Here is a 5,550-nt window from a genome sequence, read left to right as displayed (position 1 = left end):
GGAGCGGGCGGGCGTCGGGTGACAATGGCTCCATGGGCAGGACCAGGAACTCCGGGCGCGGGCAGGCCGCCGCCGAAACCGTCGTCGAGAACGTCGACGGAGGGCTCGCCCGGCTCGTCCCCGACCGGGAGCGGCCGAGGGCGTGGACGCTACTGATCGACGACGCCCCGCAGTCGCACGTCGACCTCGACGACCCGGCGTACCTCTCGTTCGAGTACCAGCGGCGGCTCGGACACGTCGTCGACACCGTCGCACCGGCCGGCCGGCCCCTGCAGGCCGTGCATCTCGGCGGCGGCGCGTTCACCCTCGCCCGGTACGTCGCCGCCACCCGGCCCCGGTCCACCCAGCAGGTCGTCGAGCGGGACGCGAAGCTGGTGCAACTGGTCCGCCGGGAGCTTCCGGTGGACCCCAGGTCACGGATCAGGGTGCGCTCGGTGGACGCCCGGGAAGGGCTCGCGAAGGTACCGGACGGATGGGCCGGCCTCGTCGTCGCCGACGTGTTCAGCGGCGCCCGCACCCCCGCCCACCTGACCTCGACCGAATTCCTGGACGACGTCCGCAGGGCCCTCGCACCCGGCGGGGTCTACGCCGCCAACCTCGCCGACGGACCGCCGCTGGCCCATCTGCGCGGCCAGATCGCCACCGCCGCCGCCCGGTTCGCCGAACTCGCACTGATCGCCGACCCGGCGGTCCTGCGCGGCAAGCGCTTCGGCAACGCCGTGCTGGTCGCCTCCGACACACCCCTCCCGATCGCCGAACTGACCCGCCGCGCCGCCTCCGACCCGCACCCCGGCCGCGTCCAGCACGGCCCGGAACTCAGGGACTTCACCGGCGGAGCCGCCCCGGTCACCGACCTGGCGGCGGTCGCCTCACCGGCGCCACCGGCGTCGGTGTTCCGCTGAACACCTCGGGTTCCGCCGACCCCCTCGGGCCGGCCCCCTCGGTACGTGCCGGTCAGTACGTGCCGATCTCCACGCGCGGCGGGCCGTCGTGCCAGGTGCAGAAGACCGACACCCGCTCCGCGCCCGCCGCGAACTCCACCCGGATCCACGACTCCGTCTTCCACACCTGCATCGACCAGCCCGCCCCGGGCGTCGCCGACACCAAGGACGCGGACGCCTCGCCGAGGTCGAAGACCGCCCGCCCGCCCGCGGTGTCGTAGGCCTTGACCTCGCCGGAGGTCGCCGGGGCCGGGTCGCCGCCGGCCGGCGCGGGATCGGCCGGCTTCGGCTCGGGTGCGGCGGACGTCCCGCCGGGCTCCCGAGACGACTGCCGCGAGGAGTCGGAGGACTTCGCGTCCGAGTCCTCGGCACCCTCCGCGTCCTTGCCGCCGTCCTTGGCCTTCGAGCCTTCGCCGTCCTTGTCGTCCTCGCCGCCCTCGGCGTCCTTCGACGGCTCTCCGCCGGACGGGTGCCGGGTCGAGGACGAGACCGGCTTCGACTCCTGCGTCGTCGCGTCCCCGGCCGTGACGGGCAGCGCACGCGGAGGGTCGTAGGCGGTGCCCGCCATCACGGTGTGCACACCCCACCACGACAGCGTGACCGCCGCGCCCGTGGCGAGCAGCCAGGCCAACAGGTGTACGAGTCCTCTGCGCATCGCCGGCCATACTGCCTCACCCGCCCCACGAGTGTCGCGTCTCCTCCGGGATCCGGAGTTGTCCACAGGCCGCCGCCGGCCCGCCCGGCATGGCGTACGGTGCCGCCCATGGCAAGTGTTCTCGTGGTCGAGGACGACCCGTTCGTACGCTCGGCGCTCATCCGGCAGTTGACCGACGCCGCGCACACCGTGCGCAGTGTGGGGACGGCGCTGGAGGCGCTGCGCGAGGTCGCCCACTTCCGTTTCGACGTCGTCGTCCTGGACCTCGGGCTGCCCGACCTCGACGGCTCCGAGGCGCTGAAGATGCTGCGCGGCATCACGGACGTGCCGGTGATCATCGCCACCGCGCGGGACGACGAGGCGGAGATCGTACGGCTGTTGAACGCGGGCGCGGACGACTACCTGACCAAGCCCTTCTCGGCGGAACACCTGTCGGCCCGCATGGCGGCCGTCCTGCGCCGGGCCCGTTCCCTCGCGGGGGAGGCCGCGCCGTCCCCGGTGATCCGGGTCGGCGGGCTGACCGTCGACCCGCTGCGCCGCCAGGCCGAACTCGACGGCGTACGGCTCGACCTGACCCGGCGCGAGTTCGACCTCCTCGCCTTCCTCGCCGGGCGGCCCGGAGTCGTCGTCGCCCGCAGGGAACTCCTCGCCGAGGTGTGGCAGCAGGCGTACGGGGACGACCAGACCATCGACGTCCATCTGTCCTGGCTGCGCCGGAAACTGGGGGAGACGGCCGCCCGGCCGCGCTATCTGCACACCCTGCGGGGCGTCGGCGTGAAGCTGGAGCCGCCCGCCGCTCAGGTCCCCGGGGCGGAGCAGCCGCGATGAGGTGGGCCCTGGTGAAGGTGTCCGTGGCGGTGACCGCGATGGTCGTGGTCGCCTTCGCGGTGCCGCTCGGTCTGGTCATCCGCGAGATGGCCCGCGACCGCGCCTTCTCCAACGCCGAGCGGGAAGCCGCCGCGGTCGCCCCCGCGCTGTCCATCACCACCGACCGCGACCAGCTCGAACGCGTCGTCGCCTCCGCCGGCTCCGGCGGGTCCGACGCGGGAATGGCCGTGCACCTCCCCGCGGCGGACGGCGCGAAGCCCTTCGACATCGGCCGTCGGCGCGCCACCGCGGAGGACGTCGAGGCGGTACGGAAGCTGGGGCGCGTCTCCACCTCCCAGGTGTCCGGCGGCTCCGCGCTGCTCCAGCCGGTCGCGCTCAGCAGCGGCGAGATCGCCGTGGTCGAGGTGTACGTCCCCGAGGCCGAGGTCACCAACGGGGTGGGCACGGCCTGGGCGGTGCTCGCGGCGGTGGGCGCCGCCCTCGTCCTCGGCTCGGTCGCGGTCGCCGACCGGCTGGGCGTACGGATGGTGCGGCCCGCGCAGCGGCTGGTCGAGGGCGCGCACGAACTGGGGGAGGGCAAGCTGGGCGCGCGGGTGCCCGAGAAGGGGCCGACCGAACTGCGGCTGGCGGCCGTGGCGTTCAACTCCATGGCCGACCAGGTCGTCCAGCTCCTCGCCAACGAGCGGGAACTGGCCGCCGACCTCTCCCACCGGCTGCGCACCCCGCTGACCGTGCTGCGGCTGAACGCCGCCTCGCTCGGCGACGGACCGGCCGCCGAACAGACCCGCGCGGCGGTGGAACAACTGGAGCGCGAGGTCGACACCATCATCCGCACCGCCCGGGACGCCAAACCGCAGACGGCCGCCGCCGGTCCGGGCGCCGGCTGCGACGCGGCCGAAGTGGTCCGGGAGCGGATGGTGTTCTGGTCGGCGCTCGCCGAGGACGAGGGCCGCAAGTGGCGGGTGGCCGGCGCGGACACCCCCGTGCGCATCCCCGTGGCCCGCGCCGATCTGGCCGCCACCCTCGACGCCCTGCTCGGCAACGTGTTCCGGCACACCCCCGAGGGCACCGCCTTCGCGGTCGACGTGCACAACGGCGAGGACGCGGTGATCGTGCTCGTCTCCGACGCGGGCCCCGGCATACCCGACCCCGAGGCGGCGATGGCCCGCGGCCGGGGCTCCGGCAACGACGGCTCCACCGGGCTCGGCCTGGACATAGTGCGCCGCCTCGCGGAGACCACCGGAGGGGACGTCCGCATCGGCTCGTCGGTGCTCGGCGGAACCGAGATACGGATCTGGATCCAGCTGGACGGACGCGAGGGCGCGCCCCGCGGCGGCCGGGGCCGCGGCCACCGCGGGACCGTACGCCGCCGTCGCCCGGGGCGCCTGGTGCCGACGTTCCGGGCCTGAGGCTTCGGGCCCGGCGTTCGGGGCCCGAGGTTCCGGGCCCGGCGTTCGGGGCCGGTTTTTCGACCCCGCCTTCCGGAACCGGACTTCCGGGGCTGATCGGGAGAACACACCGGGGCGCGCCCCGGCCGGTCCCCGTCCGGCCGGGGCGCGCACCGGTCCGGGCGTCCGCCCCGGTACCTGTCCGGGCACCGCCCGGCAGGAAGACGGCCCCGGACACGCCCCGGGCGGGGTGCGGACACCCGCGTGGGGCGCGGCGCTCCCCCTGGGACGCCGCGCCCCCTTCCCCCGCTCCCGGTTCCCCCATGTCCCCCGTGCCCGGGAGGATCAGATGCCGTCCGGCTCCGGCAGGGCTCCCGAGCGGGCCGCCCGGCCGTACCAGAGGGCGCTGGCCTTCGGGGTCCGTACCTGGGTCGCGTAGTCGACGTAGACCGCGCCGAACCGCTTCTCGTAGCCGTACGCCCACTCGAAGTTGTCCATCAGGGACCACAGGTAGTAGCCGCGCACGTCCGCGCCGTCGGTGATGGCCCGGCGGACCGCGGAGAGGTGGCCGTGCAGGTAGGCGATCCGCTCCGGGTCGTGCACGGTGCCGTCGGCGCCGGGCTTGTCGTCGTACGCGGCGCCGTTCTCGGTGATGTAGAGCGGCAGGCCGGGCGCCTCACGGGTGTACCGCATGATCAGGTCGTGCAGTCCCGTCGGGTCGACGGCCCAGCCCATCTCGGTGCGCTCGCCCGGTGCCTGGTGGAAGGCCACGTGGTCCGCGGCGGGCCACGGCGAGTGCGCGCTCTCCCCGTGGCCGTCCGCCCGCGGTCCCTTCGCGTCGGGGTCGGCCGCCGACACCAGGGAGGGCGTGTAGTAGTTGAGGCCCAGCGCGTCCAGCGGCTGGTGGATCAGCTCCAGGTCGCCGTCCTGGACGTACGACCAGTCGGTGAGGGACGAGGTCGACTCCAGCAGCGACTCGGGGTAGGCGCCCTTCAGGATCGGCCCGTGGAAGATTCCGTTGGCCCGGTCGTCGATGGTGCGCACCGCCGCGAGGTCCGCCGGGTCACCGGGCGAAAGCGGCCGGACCACCGAGGAGTTGAGGCTGATCGCGACGGAGTTGCGGGCCGGCATCACCGACCGCAGCGCCTTGGCGCCCAGCCCGTGTGCCAGGTTCAGGTGGTGGGCGGCCCGCAGCGAGTCCACCGGGTCGGTACGGCCGGGCGCGTGCACACCGGAGGCGTAGCCCAGGAAGGCGCTGCACCACGGCTCGTTGAGCGTGATCCACTGCTCCACCCGGTCGCCGAGCGCCTCGCCGACGATCCGCGCGTACTCGGCGAAACGGTAGGCGGTGTCGCGCTCCGGCCAGCCGCCCGCGTCCTCCAGCTCCTGCGGCAGGTCCCAGTGGTAGAGGGTGACGGCCGGCTTGATGCCGTGCTCCAGCAGTTCGTCGACCAGTTTGCGGTAGAAGTCCAGGCCGCGCTGTACGGCCGGGCCGCGGCCGGTCGGCTGCACCCGGGGCCAGGAGATGGAGAAGCGGTAGGCGTCCAGGCCCAGGTCCGCCATCATCGCCACGTCGTCGCGGTAGCGGTGGTAGTGGTCGTTGGCGATGTCACCGGTGTCGCCGCCGGCGGTCTTTCCCGGCGTGTGGCTGAAGGTGTCCCAGATGGACGGGGTTCGCCCGTCCTCCCGCACCGCGCCCTCGATCTGGTAGGCGGAGGTCGCGGAGCCCCAGAGGAAG

General features: G+C 74.3%; 5 protein-coding genes. 3 read left to right on the top strand and 2 right to left on the bottom strand.

Translation table 11 applies throughout. The annotated features are described in order from the left end of the window. Nucleotides 1–32 precede the first annotated feature (32 nt). Nucleotides 33–902 (top strand): spermidine synthase, encoded by an 870-nt coding sequence (locus tag AOK11_RS33370; RefSeq protein ID WP_055597416.1) that lies wholly within the window; start codon nt 33–35, stop codon nt 900–902. Nucleotides 903–954: 52 nt separating this feature from the next. On the opposite strand, the gene AOK11_RS33365 is transcribed toward AOK11_RS33370, so the two are convergent. Next, nucleotides 955–1,596, bottom strand: a complete 642-nt coding sequence (locus AOK11_RS33365) for a hypothetical protein (protein ID WP_063793563.1) — start codon at nt 1,594–1,596, stop codon at nt 955–957. Between the two features lie 108 nt (nt 1,597–1,704). Here AOK11_RS33365 and AOK11_RS33360 point away from each other — a divergent pair, with 108 nt between their 5' ends. Continuing rightward, the gene (locus tag AOK11_RS33360) at nt 1,705–2,424 is read left to right on the top strand and encodes a response regulator transcription factor (protein ID WP_206188980.1); all 720 of its coding nucleotides are present in this window, start codon (nt 1,705–1,707) and stop codon (nt 2,422–2,424) included. Further along, entirely contained in the window at nt 2,421–3,833 is a 1,413-nt protein-coding gene (locus tag AOK11_RS33355) for a sensor histidine kinase (protein WP_055597414.1), read from the top strand. The genes AOK11_RS33360 and AOK11_RS33355 overlap by 4 nt, the downstream gene beginning before the upstream one ends. A gap of 324 nt (nt 3,834–4,157) precedes the next feature. On the opposite strand, the gene AOK11_RS33350 is transcribed toward AOK11_RS33355, so the two are convergent. Further along, on the bottom strand, nt 4,158–5,550 hold a 1,393-nt coding region (locus tag AOK11_RS33350; RefSeq protein WP_055597413.1), incomplete at its 5' end, for a GH1 family beta-glucosidase.

The organism is Streptomyces hirsutus (assembly GCF_001418415.1).
In the GTDB taxonomy this organism is placed as follows: Bacteria; Actinomycetota; Actinomycetes; order Streptomycetales; family Streptomycetaceae; genus Streptomyces; species Streptomyces hirsutus.
Note: the sequence above shows the minus strand (reverse complement) of the source record. Positions and strands in the feature narration are given on the sequence as shown.

What these genes read in the sequence shown, in the direction of transcription:
- AOK11_RS33365 (WP_063793563.1), bottom strand. Translation starts at nt 1,596, where the DNA reads ATGCGCAGAGGACTCGTACACCTGTTGGCCTGGCTGCTCGCCACGGGC.
- AOK11_RS33360 (WP_206188980.1), top strand. Translation starts at nt 1,705, where the DNA reads ATGGCAAGTGTTCTCGTGGTCGAGGACGACCCGTTCGTACGCTCGGCG.
- AOK11_RS33370 (WP_055597416.1), top strand. Translation starts at nt 33, where the DNA reads ATGGGCAGGACCAGGAACTCCGGGCGCGGGCAGGCCGCCGCCGAAACC.
- AOK11_RS33355 (WP_055597414.1), top strand. Translation starts at nt 2,421, where the DNA reads ATGAGGTGGGCCCTGGTGAAGGTGTCCGTGGCGGTGACCGCGATGGTC.